Annotated in this window: 15 protein-coding genes; 5 read left to right on the plus strand and 10 right to left on the minus strand. The window is 48.6% G+C overall.

What is annotated here, in order from left to right; all coding sequences use genetic code 11:
• Positions 1-50 precede the first annotated feature (50 nt).
• Complete coding sequence (locus HRM2_RS25085) at positions 51-749, plus strand: YkgJ family cysteine cluster protein (protein ID WP_015903556.1); 699 nt, start codon at positions 51-53, stop codon at positions 747-749.
• 56 nt (positions 750-805) lie between these two features.
• Here HRM2_RS25085 and HRM2_RS08255 read toward each other — a convergent pair whose 3' ends face one another.
• The 8 genes from HRM2_RS08255 to HRM2_RS08290 form a co-directional block, all read right to left on the minus strand.
• Positions 806-1,588, minus strand: coding sequence for an ATP-binding protein (locus HRM2_RS08255; protein WP_015903557.1), 783 nt, complete (start codon positions 1,586-1,588; stop codon positions 806-808).
• A 23-nt stretch (positions 1,589-1,611) separates the two neighbouring features.
• A complete protein-coding gene (locus HRM2_RS08260) occupies positions 1,612-1,920 on the minus strand; it encodes a hypothetical protein (protein WP_015903558.1) in 309 nt (102 codons plus the stop codon).
• Between the two features lie 164 nt (positions 1,921-2,084).
• Positions 2,085-2,990, minus strand: a complete 906-nt coding sequence (locus tag HRM2_RS08265; protein ID WP_015903559.1) for a dihydropteroate synthase — start codon at positions 2,988-2,990, stop codon at positions 2,085-2,087.
• Positions 2,991-3,082: 92 nt separating this feature from the next.
• Entirely contained in the window at positions 3,083-4,423 is a 1,341-nt protein-coding gene (gene acsC, locus HRM2_RS08270) for an acetyl-CoA decarbonylase/synthase complex subunit gamma (RefSeq protein WP_015903560.1), read from the minus strand.
• Between the two features lie 90 nt (positions 4,424-4,513).
• A complete protein-coding gene (acsB, locus tag HRM2_RS08275; protein WP_015903561.1) occupies positions 4,514-6,727 on the minus strand; it encodes an acetyl-CoA decarbonylase/synthase complex subunit alpha/beta in 2,214 nt (737 codons plus the stop codon).
• Positions 6,728-6,796: 69 nt separating this feature from the next.
• Positions 6,797-8,833 (minus strand): anaerobic carbon-monoxide dehydrogenase catalytic subunit, encoded by a 2,037-nt coding sequence (cooS, locus tag HRM2_RS08280; RefSeq protein WP_015903562.1) that lies wholly within the window; start codon positions 8,831-8,833, stop codon positions 6,797-6,799.
• Between the two features lie 67 nt (positions 8,834-8,900).
• Positions 8,901-9,356 (minus strand): hypothetical protein, encoded by a 456-nt coding sequence (locus HRM2_RS08285; RefSeq protein WP_015903563.1) that lies wholly within the window; start codon positions 9,354-9,356, stop codon positions 8,901-8,903.
• A 17-nt stretch (positions 9,357-9,373) separates the two neighbouring features.
• Positions 9,374-10,675 carry an acetyl-CoA decarbonylase/synthase complex subunit delta gene (locus tag HRM2_RS08290; RefSeq protein WP_015903564.1) on the minus strand — a complete coding sequence of 434 codons (1,302 nt, stop codon included), beginning with the start codon at positions 10,673-10,675 and terminating at the stop codon, positions 9,374-9,376.
• Positions 10,676-11,238: 563 nt separating this feature from the next.
• Here HRM2_RS08290 and HRM2_RS08295 point away from each other — a divergent pair.
• Positions 11,239-13,014, plus strand: coding sequence for a formate--tetrahydrofolate ligase (locus HRM2_RS08295; protein WP_015903565.1), 1,776 nt, complete (start codon positions 11,239-11,241; stop codon positions 13,012-13,014).
• Between the two features lie 154 nt (positions 13,015-13,168).
• Here the strand turns inward: HRM2_RS08295 and HRM2_RS08300 are convergent, their stop codons facing one another.
• Both HRM2_RS08300 and HRM2_RS08305 read right to left on the minus strand, forming a co-directional pair.
• Positions 13,169-14,029 carry a bifunctional 5,10-methylenetetrahydrofolate dehydrogenase/5,10-methenyltetrahydrofolate cyclohydrolase gene (locus tag HRM2_RS08300; RefSeq protein ID WP_015903566.1) on the minus strand — a complete coding sequence of 287 codons (861 nt, stop codon included), beginning with the start codon at positions 14,027-14,029 and terminating at the stop codon, positions 13,169-13,171.
• A 13-nt stretch (positions 14,030-14,042) separates the two neighbouring features.
• Positions 14,043-14,669 carry a cyclodeaminase/cyclohydrolase family protein gene (locus tag HRM2_RS08305; protein WP_232364229.1) on the minus strand — a complete coding sequence of 209 codons (627 nt, stop codon included), beginning with the start codon at positions 14,667-14,669 and terminating at the stop codon, positions 14,043-14,045.
• Between the two features lie 455 nt (positions 14,670-15,124).
• Here HRM2_RS08305 and HRM2_RS08310 point away from each other — a divergent pair, with 455 nt between their 5' ends.
• From HRM2_RS08310 to HRM2_RS08320, 3 genes are read left to right on the plus strand one after another with little or no spacing between them, the layout of a single operon-like run.
• On the plus strand, positions 15,125-16,006 hold the full coding sequence (locus tag HRM2_RS08310; protein WP_015903568.1) for a methylenetetrahydrofolate reductase: 882 nt from the start codon (positions 15,125-15,127) through the stop codon (positions 16,004-16,006).
• A 20-nt stretch (positions 16,007-16,026) separates the two neighbouring features.
• A complete protein-coding gene (locus tag HRM2_RS08315) occupies positions 16,027-16,476 on the plus strand; it encodes an iron-sulfur cluster assembly scaffold protein (RefSeq protein WP_015903569.1) in 450 nt (149 codons plus the stop codon).
• Positions 16,476-16,694 carry a hypothetical protein gene (locus HRM2_RS08320; protein WP_015903570.1) on the plus strand — a complete coding sequence of 73 codons (219 nt, stop codon included), beginning with the start codon at positions 16,476-16,478 and terminating at the stop codon, positions 16,692-16,694. The genes HRM2_RS08315 and HRM2_RS08320 overlap by 1 nt, the downstream gene beginning before the upstream one ends.
• The last annotated feature ends 6 nt before the right edge of the window (positions 16,695-16,700 follow it).

The following is a 16,700-nucleotide window of genomic DNA, read 5'->3' on the forward strand; positions in this document are numbered from 1 at the left end:
AAATCTGTTCCCATTGCACCCATTGCAAAAATTTGTTCCATAAGGAGTACATGGCCGATTACAGGGAGTATAAACCAGGGGACGGATCTCAAATTCCTGCCCAGACAGAGTGTCGTCAGTGCGGGATCTGTTGCGAAAAGGGCGGCCCTGCACTGCACACCCAGGATCTGTTGCTGATCACCGACGGTTTTGTGCCGTTTAAAAGCATCATTACCATCAGACGGGGTGAGTCTGTCCATGATCCTGTGACCGACACCATTGGACCTTCAAAAACAGAGCTGTTGAAAATTTCCGGGTCTAACGGGACCTGGTCCTGTCTTTTTTATGACAAAGGTCAAAAAGGATGTTCGATATACGCCCATCGCCCCCTGGCCTGCAGAACCCTCAAATGCTGGGATACTGGAGAGATTCTCAAGCTGTCAGGCAGAGATCTTCTGTCAAGGCTTGATCTGGTGGGGGCAGAAACACTGCTGGGCAAACGGCTGATTGAGCATGAAGCCCTGTTCCCCTTTCCCGATTTAAAGGCCCTTGTCGGCTCCTTGTCACATATATCTAAAAAGGTTCTGAAAAAACTTGAACGAACAGTCAACAACGATCTTGACCACAGGGCAGGCTCCGTTGATGTCTTTCATCTTTCGGTTGCACAGGAACTTTTTTATTTCGGGCGGCCCATATTCCAGCAACTTGAACACTTTGGGTTTGCCATAAGGGAAACAGCGACAGGAATAAAAATTAAATTCAAAGGTTAGGATGATTTCCCAGGAGGAGGGGATTGCCCCCCTCCTGAAAAAAAATCATTGAAGGTTTATTCCACGTTCAAATCCAGGAAGCGACGGGCAATGGTTTTGAATGCCTCGGGTATGGTCGAAGGGTCATCAAAGGGTCGAACCCCTTGTCTGTCTGCACTGAAAATTTCTTCCATCTCCGGAAGAAATCCAATGATTTCAAAGTCTGACAAGGACTCCCGGATAAGATCCTCATCTGCCTGGTTTTTAACTCGGTTGCCAAGGACAACAATCTTTTTAATGCCGATGTCCTGGCCAAGCTTTCTGATCCGTTCGGCTGCGACCCGGCTTCTTTTGCCCGGGTTGACAACGGCCACCAGGGCATCAACGGATCCTGAGGTGGCCCTTCCAAGGTGTTCGACCCCTGCCTCCATGTCCATGATTACCACTTCATTTCTTGCAAGCACAAGGTGGTTCATCAATGCTTTCAAAATTGTGCTTTCAGGGCAAATGCACCCGGACCCACCGCTCTGGACCGTTCCCATTACAAGAAGCTTGACCCCATCCCTTTCAAGGGAGAATCGGTCTGGAATGTCGTCTACCTTTGGGTTGAGGGTGAAGAATCCGCCCATGGTACCGGGCTTGGCACCGGTTCTTTCGGCAATGAGGTCGGACAATTCCGCTACGGGGGTGATGGGTGTGGATTCGTCTATCCCAAGACCTGCTGCAAGGTTTGCAACCGGATCGGCATCAATGGCAATGACCCTGTTGTTATCGATTTGTGCAATGGTTCTTGCAAGAAGTGAAGTGATTGTGGTTTTTCCAACTCCGCCCTTACCGCCAATGGCTAATTTTAAGCTCACTTTGTACGCTCCTGAATCAAGTGTTAGAGTTTTTTCTTTATGCAGCTTTTTTCATCCATTAAAAATACGTCAAATCCGTTGTTCCGGGCCGTTAAAATAAGGTCGTCCCTGTGGATTGCCTGGATCTCATACTTGTTGTTCATAATATCCTTTGGCATGAGAAGAAAGCATTGCTCGGCCTCAGGCTTTGTGGCAAATGCAGGTATAAACTCTTGTTCGTTTTCCGGGGTTTTGAATCCCATGAACTGTTCAGAACCGGTTCCCGGATTTTGAACAACAATAAAGGCCCATTGGTCTTTGACTGAGTCGTCTGGCTGTACATTGGTTTCCATGAATCGTCTCCATAATGATTAAAAATAATAACCGAAAAGATTAGGATGTCTTTTAATATATCCATGAACGGTTCAATTGCAATCATATGCGCACCAACAGATAAAAAAAACCCCTTCACGGCCATGGCCGTGAAGGGGTTTCAGGTCTGATTTGATTTTTTAAACTATAGTTCAAGCCAAGAATCAGAGTACAGGGTGTTGCCAAGGATGACATTGACTGTCTTGGCATAGTCCTGCATTTCTTTGGTCAGGCTTGCCATGTCTGGCTGGTTACCGTCCTGGATGGCGTAAATAAGATCCACGATGTCCTGACGTTTGCCCTTGGCAATGGCTGTAAGCTGGGTGTCAAGGGGATCAGAGATAACCGATGCCATGCCGTATTTCTGGAGCATGACCATGAAGGTCTGGTTCAGGATGGGTCGAAGGTGATTTGGGGGACCATTGGAGATGTTGGAAAGTCCGCAGGTGCTCATGGCACCCGGGGCAATATCCTGGAGCATGTCCTGGAACAGCATCAGGCTGATGGCCTGGGGTTGCTGGATGTTCACCGGTGTCACAATGCCGTCCACCCAGATTTTCTCGTTGGGGATACCTGCCTCATTGGCAAAGTAAAGGAGCTCAACCGCAAGGGCTGCACGCTCATTCTCGTCCCTTGGAAGCCCTTCAGGTCCCCACATGAGGGCGACAAAATCGGCATCATATTTTTTTGTCATGGGAACCATTGCTTCATAGCGTGCCGTTCGTGCCATGATCGAATTGACAATATGGGGCTTGTTGGCAGGTTTAGCAACCTTGAGGCCTGCCTCAATGGCATCAATGTTGGAGGAGTCAAGGAGCAGAGGCACTCCCGGAGCAGCTTCCTGTACCACCTGAACCACCCATGGCATGAGTTCGGTGCCGAATTTTTTGGCGGGTCCAAGGTTGATATCAATGTAATCCATGCCTTTTTCTATTTGCTCGAGAACCTCTTTCTGGATAGGCTCTGGATTTCTTTTGGCAGGGTCTGCTTGTTTAAATTCTTTTCCAATCACATTGGAAATAACGTTCAAGCTTTCTCCAAAAAGTATCATTTCATCTCCCTTTACTGTAAAATTTGAGTTGATCTACACATGAATTGTAACATCAAAGGGACGGTTGGCCGTCCCTTTGACATTGATAGTCATTATTTTGTTTTAAGAAAAGCAGGAAGATGGGCTGCTTCCCTGGGGCCGACCGTAATGGTCCAGCCAGGGAGTTCCTCTTCAACATCACCGGCAATGGCAGCGGCATAACCAGGGATGATGATCTCGGTGTGTTTTACCTTGTCCATGATGCCGGATTTTTTAATAAACAGTCCCACATCGTCACCACCGAATTTACCGGCGGCCCAGGCCGTGAGAACGGAAAGTCCCTCGGAATCCTTAACCATCAGCCAGGAGGGAACCCTGCTTGCCTCAATTTCACCGGATACGATGAAGTAGGTAAGTGCAAAGTTAGTGGTGACCACCACGGGTGAGTTCTCATCGGGGTTACCGATGGGATAGATGCCTTCAACCACCGTCATTGGCCTCTGGGGATCGGTAAAAATGTTGAGGCGTTCGAGGAGAAGGGGAAACAAGGATTCTGATGTGAAGTCAGACATGACCACAATTCCGCCGTATTTGGCAACAAACATACTGGCGATCAGGGTTTCCATGTCAAGGTTTGAGGCCATTTCACTGGGGAAGGTGATGGTGGGAAATCCAAGGGCCTTGTTACCGGCCTTGAGGGCCGCACGCCTGATGGCCACCTGATCTTCAAGGGCCTGTTTGATCTCCCTTGCACCAGAATCAATGACAAGATCCTTGAGACCCATGGCTGTGAGTTTTCCTGTCAAAGCCATGAGGGCATCAATCGAATCTGCCTTGACTGCCAGGGGAAGGTTGCTCTCCTTTGCAAGGGCGCCCATGGCGTCAACGTTTGCTTCGGTTGCCGCATAGAGAAGGGGCCGTTTGAAGCCTGCTGCTTGAACACCTGCTGTCATCACATCCACATCCTCGGTCATGAGGATGAGGTTGAATTCAGAGGTATCGGCAATGGTCTTTGCACAGGTTGCAAAGGCCTCTTTGCCTGCACCTGCATCCTTGAGGGCGATAAGTTCAGGTCTAAGGTTAAGACCGACCCGCTCGAACTGGAATGCATTAAAGGTTTTAAGGCTTTTCTCAAGAGTTGCTGCATCAATGTCGGAACCCAGAGTGCCGGCAAGGAGGGTGGGGTTGAAAAAGGTCTTCTCGTGTCGACAGAGAACCGTTTCTCCACCTGTTGTTGTCTTTCTTACGCCTTGGCCGATTGCCACAGGGCGAATGGGAGGAGCCGATGCCTCGGCCAGTTTCTCCCGCGCTTCGTCAGATACGTAGGGGCATGCGTCAAGCTCTGCTTTGCCCGATGCCAGGTTCATGGCAAAGGCAAGGCAGGTTGGCACGCCGCACTCCTTGCAGTTGGTCTTGGGAAGGAGTTTAAATATCTGTATACCGGTTAACGCCATTTTTTCACCTCGTCTATTTTTTAAGGTGACAGACCCTTGGCAAAGGTTCTGGTGCTGCCCAGGGGCTGTCACATTTTATAGGATTAAAAATTATCCAATAAGGGATTCCATGGTCAGAGCGGGATGGCCTTTCTCCTTGAGAAAGGGCAGGATCTCTTCTTCTGTGATGCCAACGGTCTCATCGGCAATCATGTCATAGAGTCCTGGACAACCCATTTCAGCGCCTCTTTTTTCAATACGATCCTTGATCTCTTCCTTGAGCATCTTGGGCATCCAGACCATTCTGAGGAGCCCACCATCCCCAAGGATGAATTTGCCCTGGGTGATATTGTGTTTGGAGTGCCCCACAAATCCGGGAGAGGAAGCACCGCCGCCCATGACACCTGCAAGGGTGGTGAACTTCATGCCGCAGGGGGTTTCTCCTGGATAATCACGGCCAACGGTCATGACACCGTTGCAGCCGGGCAGCATGGCAGCAATGCACTCGCAGCAGCCGCAGGTGGTCATGGGGTCAACGACCATGGAGTATAGGTTGTAACGGGCAACAGCACCCCTGGATGCCTTGTAGACAAAGTCGTTGACGCCCTTCCACTGACCCAGCTTTGGATCAAGGCATTCTCCCTTTTCAATGGGCTGGTTGGGGCCTGTGGGGTTGATCTCAAAGGCGGCCCTGCAGTCCATCCAGTTGTAGGCCCCGCACAACCCGGTTCTTTCAGGGCTGACCGTGCAAACATGGTTTGGGGCAAAACTCTGGCACAACGAACAGGAGTAGTAGGTCTCCACATCCTCGTCTTTCATTTTATCCACCCTGGAATCACGGGTATGGTACTCATCCCTTGCCGTTGCCGTGAGTTTATCCACATCCGCTTGCTTGGTGTAGAGGGTGACCTGGACCTTGTCCAGAATCTTGGTAAAATCCTGGTGGAACTTGGCATGGAGAACCACACCAATATCCTTGAGGGTAAAGCCTTTTTCCATGGCAGACTTGGAGATACGCACCCAGGAAATATCCCTCTGGCCTATGTGCATGATGCCCTGGATGTAGTTGACCAGATGGTGGATCTGACGTTCCAGGATGGGCTCAAAATCGCTCTGGAATTCACGACCGGCAATCTGGACAAAGATACCAAGGGGAAAGGTGTCACCCACCTTGAGATCTCCCACATCTGGACCGTCAATGATGATCTTGCCATCTTCGATTTCATTCATCTGGGCCATTTTAACAAGCTCGGTGCACTGGGTTTTGCCGCCGCCGCACTGGGCGTGAAGATCGGCTCCTCGAACCCGTTCTCCCTCGAACGCCGGTCCAAAGGACATGGGAATATCAATGTCGGAAACCGTCACCTTGAGACCCCTGACTTCAATGGATTTCTGGCAGATCTCGTCATGGGGAACATTGGTTACCACATGCTCGTAGGTGCAGATACCCGTGGGCAGGATTTCAGGAATATCTGTATCGGCAATGGTGGGGAAACCCCAGTTGACGCAACCTGCTGCTGCAACGCCCCACTCGGTTCCAATATCACCTAATGCGTTTACAAAGGCAAAAATTCTTTCCTTGTTGTACATGAGGATCTTTTTGTGATCCCCAGGTTGAACACCGCCGAATGTCATGGCAGCCCTGTTGGCAAAACCAAGGGCAAATACGGCGGACGAAATGTCAGGACCAAAGGGTACGATACGGGTATTCCAGCCGATCTGCACACCTGCCTCAATGAGCTGTTCGATCACTGTATTGCCGTTGTGGTTTGCTGCACAGAAGATGTAGAGACTCTTCTTCTGGTAATCTTCCACGATCATCTTGGCAATTTCAGGATTGGGAGCGGCACCGACAATGGCTGCAAATCCGGGAGCGGAACCGTCAACAAACTCAACACCCCTTTTCCTGAGGATGGTATCATCTGCAGGACCTGTCCAGATTTTGCCGGCCTCAATGTCGGGATCTTCCTGGGCAATGTAGAAATCAGGTTGGTTAACGATCCTTAATGCCTCTTTAATCTCATAGGCGATGATGCCTGCCATTCCGGCATCAAGGAGTGGTCCGAGGTAGGGAAGGTGGTTCTTTCCCCTGACATGGGGGGGAAGCAGTCCCCTGGCAAAGGCAAGGGGTTTTTTGATGTCTTCCAGTGTCTCAACCTTTAATCCAGTCAAAGAATAGATGACCGGAAGGTAATAGGCTGTATTTGGAAATTCAACTTTTGTGTCTGCGCTAAAGGTAGCAAGTGCTTTCTGATAAAGTCCTTCTACCTCTGAAACTACTTTATATCCACCCTGAATAGCTGCAAATGCTATTAATTTTGACATGCGTTCCTCCTTCGTTGAGGATTTATCATTATTATTAGATTACGCTTTAATTCCATGATCCTTTTGAGACTATGCTTCCAGGGCCTGGCGATCGGCCATGTCCATGAGGACCCTTTCCCTTGCCTTATCAATGCCAAGTTCTTTACGCTTTTTGTCGATGTGGGCAATCATCTTCTGGGCATGCTTGATGGGATCAATTTCAAGATCCCACATGCCGCCGGTAAGGCCTTCAAATTGTTTGCACAGGTAGTCATGGAAAACAGGTGCACCGGATGTGGGTAAGGTGACTCCAAAGACGGTATAAACACCGGAGGCCACAAAGTAGTGACCAATGGAGATGGCCTTTTCACTCATCCATTCAGGGGCGCTTCCTGCAACCGGAAGATCACAGATGTCATGGCCAAGGCCACCCGCCTTTACAACTTCTGTAGCAGCAAGCAGAATCCTTGAGTTGTCAACGCAGGATCCCAGGTGAAGGACCGGTGGAATTCCAACTGTTTCGCAAACTTCAGCAAGACCGGGTCCGCAATGAACTGCAGCAGCCTCAGGTGTCAACAGACCTTCCATGGCGCAGGCGATGGCGTTGCAACCGGTGGTCAGAACAATGACATCATTTTTGATCAGTTCTTTGACAACCCTGACATGACCGTCATTATGTTTTGTCCTGGCATTATTGCAACCAACAACACCGGCAATACCCCTGATGCGACCGTTGATGATATTATCGTTCAAGGTGTAGTAGGAGCCCCTGAAGGTTCCGCCCAAATGATACTGAATGGACTCCACACCAAATCCTGCGATCTGGGTGGCCTTCTGGGAGGGAATCATTACTTCCCTGTTACGATTTTCAAAGTTGTCGATGGCGATTTTAACGATGCGCTTTGCATCTTCCACTGCATGGTGCTCGTCAAACTCAATGTGGAGAACGCTCTGCTCTTCCATTCTTGCGATGGGATGAGTGGTGATGATTTTGGTATGGAAGCATTCAGCAACATTGGCAATATTTTCCATGATGCACTGGATGTCCACAACCATTGCGTCACAGGCACCGGTGATGATGGCAAGTTCCTGCTGGAGAAAGGTTGCCGCCGTTGGAATACCGTGGCGCTGGAGGAGTTCATTGGCTGTGCAGCAGATGCCGCTCAACTGGATACCCTTGGCGCCCTTGGTCTTGGCATAATCAATCATCTCCTGGCTCTGGGCCACGGAAACGACAATTTCAGAAAGAATGGGCTCATGGCCATGGAGAATAAGGTTAACATGATCCTCTTTCATGACGCCAAGGTTGGCCTCACTCTGGATGGGGAAGGGGGTTCCAAAAAGAACGTCCTGGAGATCCGTTGCCAGCATGGATCCGCCCCAGCCGTCGGCAATGGCAGCCCGGGTGCCCTGTTTCATCAGGTTCTTGTAGTCCTGGTCAACACCAATGTGGGTCCGGTGCATGATTTCGACAATCTCCCTGTCAATGTTTCTCGGGAGAACGCCTAATTTTTTCCATTTTTCATAAAGGGCTTCAGGTGCCCGTTTGAGGTTGAGCAATTCGCCTTCGGGTTTTCCCCATTCATTCAGGGCAGCTTCACCGACTTCAACGGCGATCTCATAGATGTCCCTGTCCTGGGTCTCACCGTCAACCTCAACGGTGGTTGCCACACCAAGGGTGGGTGCAAGGGCTTTGAGTTTCACCGTGTCTTTGATCTGGTAGGCATCAGTTTCCTTGCGGGCTGCAGCTAGAAATACTTCAGCAACACCCCTGCCATGGTCTGAATGGGCAGATGCGCCACCTGCGATCATTCTGATGAAGTTACGTGCTGCAATTGTATTGGGGGTTGCGCCGCAAAGGCTCTTTCTTGTGTCCTTACCTTCAATCCCGCCCTTGGGAAGCGGCAGGCGGCAGGGTCCCATGGAACAGTTTTTACAGCAGATCCCCTGGGCACCAATACTACAGGGTTTCATATTGACAGCCCTGTCAAAAACCGTATCAACTCCAAGTTCTTGGGCACGGACAATCATCTGCTGGGATGCTACGTCAATTGTTGCTTCCTTAGGGTCTGCCAGTTTCATTGCCTTTTCTGCTTTGGCAACTTTTGCTTTTTTTGCTTCTGCCATTAGAGGTTCCTCCTCCTATTGTGTGTGATTCCATGTACATAAAAATATGACAGCCATTTTAAAGAAACTATGCAGTTTCCCTTTTGTGGGTTCTGTTCAAGCTTATAAGGATCTTGTCAAGCTCTGACAGCTGTACACTGGCCGCTGTCATGGAAACTGTTTTCTTCTTTGGCTGAGTTGCACGTTTTGCCGCTTGTTCGTACCTTTCCTGGGCTCTTTTGTCCCTTAATGCCTGCTCTTCAGCCTCAAGTTTAGCAGCAGCAGCTGTTACTGCTTTTTCCTTGGCAGCAACTTCTGCGGCAGCGTCAGCCGTTGCCTTTGCAGCAGCGTCAGCCTCAGCTTTTTCCTTGGCAGCCTTATCGGCTACAGCCTTTGCAGCAGCGTCAGCCTCAGCCTTTGCAGCAGTTTCAGCTTTGGCCTTTGCCTCAGCTGCTGGATCCACTGCTGGTTCTGATCCAAAAAGATCCTTGGGGGCATCCCCAAAAAGGTCTTTGGGTTCATTCGCAAACAGATCTATCGCCATTGTGATTCCCCCTAAAATTAAGCGTTTAGTTTTTCAATGACCTGGGCAAGCGTCAGCTTATGCTGATCTGCAGTGTGCTGGATATCCTGTTTTGTGCATCCTCGTTTTGTAAGCAGAGCAGCAAGGTCAATTCCAAGGCCCTTTGCAGCAGCTTCAACTGCATCTTCAGCAGGAGCAGCAGCAGCAGCAGGAGCAGCGGCAGGAGCAGCAGCAGGAGCAGCGGCAGGAGCAGCAGCAGGAGCGGCAGCAGCTTTAACCGGGGCCGCTTTTTTCTCAGCCTCCATGGTAAGATCAGGTGCAGGAGCAAGGGCTGCAAAATCAATCTCAACGTCATCCAGCCGTTTCGTAATTGGAGCAATATCCAATGAAGATCCGCCGTCTGCGGCAAGGTTGATAAATGATTTGACAAGCTTTATGGACTCTGGATGACGCATGATCAGAATGCTGGAACCGGCCATGAGGTAGGTTACGGCTCCGACAGCCTCCATGAGAATGCCGCGTCGTTCCGGATCCCCAAGCTCAGGTGCTTCTTCAGCGGACTGTTTAGCCTCTTTGCATTTCCAGATTTCGTTGCCAAGGTTGTTGATCATGGGCAGCTGAAGTTTGTCATCGCCCTGGGTCATGGCAGCCATGGACAGTCGCTCCATGACGGAGTAGGAGTATTCCATGCCATAGCCAAGACCACCCGTGGTGGGATCAACAATGACCTTGTCAAGGGGCATGCCCAGATTCTCAAGGAGAATGTTGATCTGCTTTGCAAGGTTGACGTCAATGGGAGAAGAAGAGATGATGGTGTGTTTGTAACCCATGGCTGCGGCGCCAATGCCCTTGTGATTCTTTTCCTCTACAGGGCCGAGGATCAGGTTCTCGCCGTCACACTCCATGGCAATCTTTTTGAGAACTTCTTCGTCCTTTGCAGGTGCAGCGCATCCCCATACAACCAGAGGTACCTTGATGGCCGCAATTACTTTTTTTACCGTTGCAGCTGCTTCGTCTGCCGTGGCATTCTTGTCGTTGGGGTCGATGCTCTTGAGCTGAAGAACAATAAGATCTGCGCCGTATTCCTCCACACACTTTTTGGCCCAGGCAGCAGGATCATTGAGAACATCTTTAAACGGTTCAATAACTGTAGCCGGCCACTCTTCGGGCTCCATGTCCCAGATTTCCATGGCAATAACGGGCTTATTGGGCATTTCACCCTCAAATTGATAAAACGGATAGCTGGTCTGCCCTCCCACTGTGATGGCTCCATCCCCTTTACCAATTGTAATTCCCTTTATAGCTCCGGCATAGGATTCTTTCGTGATTTCAAATCCCAATTTTACCTCCTCATAAGTGATTGTTATTGGTTGCAGATTGATTATATGAAAAATGATCAAATAAAAAGATGATCATAGAATATACAAAAGACAAAAAAACGAAACCTGTGGTTCGGTGTGGAACGGCAGCTGAATGAGCTGGTATTTTAGATGCTTTGATAACGGCCATAATCCCCTTCCAAAAAAGGTGTTGTGCTCGTCAACCTGAGTCGGGCTCATGCTTCTATCGTACAATGATTTATAACCCAGATGGCCTTTTGTCAATAGTGTAGTCAATTAATTGTTGGCAAAGGTTCAAAAAAAATAGATTAGGAAATGGGGCGAAAAATATGCGATTTCTGGATTAAATAAATTTAATTTAGTAAATGGGAAACGATTGTTAATTTGGCCGTGGATCAGCAAAAGTTCAGACCCCCGGTTTTTTCATGAAGAACCCAAATAGTGCTTGACTCGAATCGTCTATTATTAGAATATGATCTTTTGAAAATCGAAGTTATTCCGATCATGCGTTTAGATTCTAACAGGCTCACCTCCCGAGCCCAACAATTTAAAAGGAGTTAACCATGGCATTAGATCCAACCAAACATGCAGACTGGGAAATTGCACAGGATGCAGAAAAAGACATGCTCACGATTTACGAGATTGGCGAAAAACTTGGACTGACCAAGGAGGAGCTACTTCCCCAGGGCCACTACATCGCAAAGATTGATTTTCGTGCAGTTCTGGCGCGTCTGAAAGATAAACCCGATGGAAAATACATTGACGTGACAGCCATTACCCCCACCCCCCTTGGCGAAGGAAAATCTACCTCGTCCATGGGTCTTGTCCAGGGTCTTGGAAAGCTGGGTAAAAGCGTCTGTGCCGCCATCCGTCAACCTTCAGGTGGACCCACCATGAACATCAAGGGATCTGCCGCTGGTGGTGGTCTTGCCCAGTGTATTCCCCTGACGCCTTTTTCCCTTGGATTTACCGGTGACATCAATGCCATCATGAACGCCCACAACCTTGCCATGGTAGCCCTTACATCCCGCATGCAGCATGAAAGAAACTATACGGACGAGCAGCTTGAGCGGCTGTCCGGCATGAAACGTATTGACATCGATCCCACACGGGTTGAGATGGGTTGGATCATGGATTTCTGTTGCCAGTCATTGAGAAATATCATCATCGGTATTGATGGTGTTAACGGTAAATCCGACGGTTACATGATGAAATCCAAGTTCGGAATTGCCGTATCCTCCGAGGTTATGGCCATTCTTGCCGTTGCCAAGGATCTCAAGGACATGCGTGAGAGAATGGGCAAGATCGTTGTTGCCTATACTAAAAAAGGTAAGCCCGTAACCACTGAAGATCTTCAGGTGGCCGGTGCCATGACCGCATGGATGGTTGATGCCCTTAATCCTTCCCTCATCCAGACCCTTGAAGGCCAGCCGGTTCTTGTTCATGCAGGACCCTTTGCCAACATTGCCATCGGCCAGAGTTCCATCATTGCAGACCGTGTGGGTCTCAAGCTTGCCGACTACCACGTCACAGAGTCTGGATTTGGTGCTGACATCGGATTTGAGAAATTCTGGAACCTGAAGTGCCGTTTTTCCGGATTGAAGCCCGACTGTGCCGTTATCGTTGCTACCATCCGTGCCCTTAAATGCCACGGTGGCGCTCCTGTTCCCGTCCCCGGAAAGCCCATGCCCGAAGAGTACAACACAGAAAGTGTAGAGTGGGTTGAGAAGGGATGTGCCAACCTCCTTCACCATATCAGAAACGTCAGAAAGGCGGGTATCAGCCCGGTTGTCTGCATCAATGCGTTTTATTCAGATACCGATGCTGAAATCGCCAAGGTTCGTGAACTCTCTGAAGCAGAGGGTGCAAGGGTTGCCCTTTCCCGTCACTGGGAAAAGGGTGGTGACGGCGCAATTGAGTTTGCTGAAACCGTTATTGAAGCCTGTGAAGAAGAAACAGAGTTCAAGTTTCTCTATGAGCTTGACATGCCCCTTAAAGAGAGAATCGAACTCATTGCCAAGGAAGTTTACGGGGCTGACGGCGTTGACTACTCCAATGAGGCAAATGCTTCCCTTGCCAGAATCCAGGCTGATCCCGAGTTGGCAAAGCTTGGGATGTGCATGGTAAAAACCCATCTTTCCCTTTCAGACAATCCTTCACTCAAGGGTGTTCCAACAGGCTGGAGACTCATGATCAGGGAAGTTCTGACCTACGGCGGTGCAGGCTTTATCGTACCTGTAGCAGGAACCATCAGTCTCATGCCTGGAACCGGGTCCAACCCGGCATTCAAGCGTGTTGATGTTGATTGTGAAACTGGAAAGGTTGAAGGCGTATTCTAATGTTTTAACCATAAAGGGAGGCTGGGACCAGAAGTTCACAGCCTCCCCCTTGCCGTGCAGCAATTATGAAAAAATGGCGTAGGGGTTGAAAACCCCTACGCCATTTTTAGTTGTTTGCTGATAGTCCGAAAATTTAGGTGCCTAATTAGAAGCTCTAGGCGTTTTGCATCTGGCATGCCATAAAGGTCTGTTTGCAGAGTACGGATGTGGTTACCGAGCCGACTCCGGCAGGAACAGGGGTGATTTTTGTGACCACGGGTTCAACCGTCTCAAAATCAACATCACCACAATACTTGCCGGGTCTGTCAGGGTCGGCATTGATGCCGACATCAATGACGATCTGGCCTTTTTTGACAAAGTCTGCCTTTACCATTTTTGCCCGTCCAACGGCCGCGATGAGAATATCGGCATCCTGGCATACACCAGGCAGATTCTCGGTTCTTGAATGGCAAATGGTTACCGTTCCATGCTCGCGCAGAAGAAGCATGGCCAAGGGTTTCCCAACCACAAGGGATCTGCCGACAACAACACATTTTTTGCCTTTGATGGGAATATCATAGAAATGAAGCATCTCCATGCAGGCCGTTGGTGTACAGGGAGGAAAACCCGTGGCATCGTCAGTAAAGACCTTTGCCGCACCCCCTGTTGTCAGGCAGTCCACATCTTTTTCCACGGGAATCAGGGTCCTGATTTTCCGTTCATCAAGGTTCTTGGGCAGGGGCGAAAACATGAGGATGCCGTTTACATCTTTTTTTGCACCGACCTCCGTGACTGCTTTTTCAAAAGATGCCTGGTCTATGTCTTCGGGGTACTCAAAAATTTCACAGTCCATGCCAACGGCTGCACAGGTCTTTTTGGCGCCGCCTTCATAAAAAAGGTCATCGGGACGTGCACCGACACGAATGATGCCAAGTTTCGGTGTGATTCCCTTGTCCTTCTTCAGTGCCTCAATATTCTTGGTCAGCTCTGCCTTGAGGGCATCTGCTACAGGTTTTCCCTTTAAAACTTCTGCCATTTTGTTGCTCTCCTTATTTTGTCAATTTAGAAACCACAAGATCAAAGGTCGCATCGGCTATCTTTTTTCCATCTTCCAGAAGCTGAGTCATCTCTTCTCGAGTTGCTTTCTTGAACGTTTCATCTTTGATGGCATTTAAGTTGATAATGACGTTCAAGCTGCCTGAAACAAGGGCAGCTTTCATAAAGGCAACACCGCAACCCACATCTGATATGGCAATCATGGTGCCGATCTGACCCATTCTTTCATGGATTTTGATGCCTTGATATGATTTGCGCATGATCTCCATGGGCACAGAACAGGCAGTTTTGCAGCATTGTTCCATGGTGTTGTTCTTGAATTCAATCTCTTCAGGAGTGCTCCTTGGAAGTCCATAGGCCTTGGAAAGGGGTTCAAATACCTCTGCGTCCTTGTCCACAAGAATTTCAAGTTCAGCTATGATTTTTTCGCCTTTTTTGACCAGGTCTTTAACCTCTTCTTCGACATCGGCATATTTTTTTTTGCCGACGGTCAGGTTTCCGACCATGTTGGAAAGCGCCATACCAATTGCGCCGCCCATTGCTGCAGCACCGCCGCCACCGGGAACGGGGCTTTTGGAAGCCAAAACATCAATGAAGTCCTTGCAGGATTTATCTGGCATTGACATATTAATTCTTCTCCTTTGTAATTGGTTATGGGTAGAGATGGTATTTCTTTCTGAATTTATTAAATCAAGAAGATGATGTTATCGGTATAAATTTAATATACTCAATTGGTTATACCATTTTTGTTCTCTACTCAATTTGAGTTTGTAACGGATGAATTAACTGTTAAATTGGGTCATTTGGGACTCTATCTGAACTTAGTTTATGTGTCAAATCAAATTTTGTCTGATTTCTGGTGTCCCAGGGCGTTGAAACCGTATTCCAAATTTGATTTTTTGTTGATTATTATTGCGTTTTTTTCATATTGGTCTAATTTAGAGAACAGCTTAAGAGCCATAGCTTATAAACTTAACTTTCGGGATTGGCTGTTTAAATGGCGTTGTCAAAGTTGAAGTCCGAAAGTTGAATTATAAATATAAGCGTTATAATTTATATTATATGAGGTGAATATATGAGAGTTGGAAATCTTTATAAAAATCAGTCCGATCCCAGTGTCTCCTTTGAGTTTTTTCCTCCCAGGGACGATAAGGCTGAATCTTCTTTTTATGGGGTTGTTGATGCGCTTTCCGCTTTAAATCCTGCCTACATGTCAATGACCTTTGGGGCAGGCGGGTCAACCAGCGAGGGGTCCTTCCAGGCGGTTAAACGTATGATGATTGAAAAGAACCTGCCCATGGTTGCCTATATCGCAGGTTATGGTCTTGGACCCCACGAGATCACCGAGGTGCTTGACCGGTATAAAGCACTGGGGGTTGAGACCATCTTTGTGATCCGGGGAGACAAACCAAGAACAGATGGCTTTACACCCCATCCGGAAAGTTTCGCCCATGCTTCAGATCTGATCCGGTTTATAAGCGATCGTTATGATTTTGACCTTGGGTGTGCAGGCTACCCTGAAGGCCATGTCCAGGCCGAAAGCCTTGAAAAGGATGTTGAATATCTCAGGTTGAAGCAGGACAATGGTGCTCAATACGTGGTTGCCCAGTATTTTTATGACAATGATAGTTTCTATCGCTATGTTGACCTTTGCAGGAAATCTGGTATAACCATTCCCATTATCCCAGGCATCATGCCCATATACACGGTCAAACTGACCCGTATGCTGTGTAAGCTTTGCGGTTCGACCCTTCCGACCGGTTTAAGGGAAAAGCTTGATTCACTGACCAATGACAAGTCAGAAGCCGTGGCAGACCTTGGTGTTAATTTTGCCTTTGATCAGTGCAGGGATCTTGTGTTAAAAGGGGTAGACGGGTTGCATTTTTATACCATGGATCGATCCGGGTCTGTCCTTAAGATTGTTCAACGGCTTAAGGATGATGGATTGTTCAAGTAATTGGTGGGCAGGAGGTAAAAATGGCAGATAGACTGGATCAATTCCTTGATGATCTCCAGGATAAAATTTTTGATGAGGCAAGAAATGCCCTTGGTGAACAGGGATTTGAACGTTGGCAAAATCCAAGGTTCAGGGGCCGACTGGACGATTATGACGTTCACGGTCATGCTCTGGGCGATTGCGGCGATTCCATGGATATTTATTTTAAATTCGAAAGGGACCGGGTGGTTGAAGCCTCTTATATGACCGATGGCTGCGGGTCAAGTAATGTGTGCGGGTCCTTTGCTGCAGAGATGACCATTGGCATGGGTGCCGAAGAGCTTGCAGACATTACAGGAGATATGATACTGGCAAAGCTGGGCAATATGCCCGAGGATGACAGACATTGTGCCTTCCTTGCAGCCGGAACCGTGCAGGAGGCATTGCGGATTTATATGACAGGTTCCAGGGAACGTAAGGGTAAAGCCTGATGGAAGAAGAAAAAGATATGGTGACCGTTCAGGTCAATCTGGATATAACCGTTGAGTCTTTAAAGACAGTGGTTGCAAATGCCAAGGCCGTTGCCGGTAAAGATGACCGAGGTGTTTACCGGGTTGATACGGCGGACAAGCTTGGAGAAATTATTTCACAGTTTCTCATGACGGCTGATTTTCAAAGGTTTGCAGCGGATTTGAAGAATTATAACTAACCGGGG

Origin of the sequence: Desulforapulum autotrophicum HRM2 (assembly GCF_000020365.1) — a bacterium.
Lineage (GTDB): Bacteria > Desulfobacterota > Desulfobacteria > Desulfobacterales > Desulfobacteraceae > Desulforapulum > Desulforapulum autotrophicum.